General features: G+C 52.9%; 1 protein-coding gene. It reads right to left on the reverse strand.

The features are described 5' to 3' along the window. Positions 1–30: 30 nt before the first annotated feature. Positions 31–1199 (reverse strand): IS3 family transposase gene (locus DFK18_RS14430; RefSeq protein WP_114418979.1). Its coding sequence is split into 2 segments (ribosomal slippage): positions 31–947 and positions 947–1199, totalling 1170 coding nucleotides; the frame shifts between segments, so codons are not numbered across the junction. Positions 1200–1263 lie beyond the last annotated feature (64 nt).

Consider the following 1263-nt stretch of genomic DNA (forward strand, 5'->3'; position numbering starts at 1 on the left):
TGACGTGGTCAAGGTTTTTGTGACACCCAGTTAAGCCGCTTCTTTCACTTCCGACCACTGCTGCTCAAAATGATTTGGGCTCATATAGCCCAGGTAGGAGTGCAGCCGCCTGCCGTTATAGAACATACTGATGTACTCCAGAATGTCCTGTTGGGCTTCATGGCGTGTCTGGTAACTCCTCCAGTGCACCCGCTCCTGCTTCAGGCTGCCAAAAAAGCTTTCCACAACAGCATTGTCCCAACAGTCACCTTTCCTGCTCATGCTGCCACGGATGCCGTGAACTTTCAGCAAACGTCGGAAGGCTTTGCTGGCATACTGGGAACCCCGGTCCGAATGGTGGATTAACCCGGCCTGGGGTTGTCGTTGCCACAGGGCCATCTGCAAGGCATCACAGACGAGTCTTGCCTTCATCCTTGAACCCATGCTCCAGCCCACCACGCGGCGTGAACACAGGTCGATGACCACAGCCAGGTAAAGCCAGCCTTCCTGCGTCCAGATGTAGGTCACATCGGAGGCATAAGCCTGGTCAGGCTGAGGCACATCAAACTTGCGCTTGAGCAGGTTGTCGAAGACCGGCTGACCATGGTTGCTGTTGGTCGTGACCTTGTATTTTCTGCGCTGACGGGCCTGAACACCCGCTTCACGCATCAGCTTCCTGGCCTTGCTCCGGCTCACAGGATAACCCAGTATATTGAGTGCTCGCTGCATCCGGCGGCTGCCATAGACATAGCCTGCGCTCTCGGCAATACTCCTGACCTCCTCCAGCATTTCCTGATGCAAGGGGGCATCCGAGCCCTTTCCCATACGCTTCTGGTACTGGTAATAGCCATTGCGACTGACACCCAATACCTGACACTGCAGGCTGATGGGGTAGGCATTCTTGTGCTGGGTGATGAACGAATATTTTATTTCGTTTCGGCTGCAAAGAATGCCGTCGCCTTTTTTAATATATCTCTTTCCATTTCAAGGCGTTTGACCTGGGCCTTGAGCCTTCTGAGCTCTTCCTGCTCGGGGGTCAGCTTGCCATTACCACGAAAGGACTGACCCTCATCAGACCGGTGTTCCTGTACCCAGCGCCCCAGCATCTGGGAGTTGATGCCCAGGCTTCTTGCGGCTTCAGCTCTTGTGTAATTTTGTTCAAGCACCAGACTGATGGCATCCAGTTTGAATTCTTTGGAGTATTTCTTGCGTGTTGTCATTGCTTTCACCTCAGTTAAGTTGATTATGCTTAACTGGGTTGTACAAATCCATTAGACCACCTCA

It is taken from the genome of Marinospirillum perlucidum (genome assembly GCF_003336805.1).
Taxonomy (GTDB): domain Bacteria; phylum Pseudomonadota; class Gammaproteobacteria; order Pseudomonadales; family Halomonadaceae; genus Marinospirillum; species Marinospirillum perlucidum.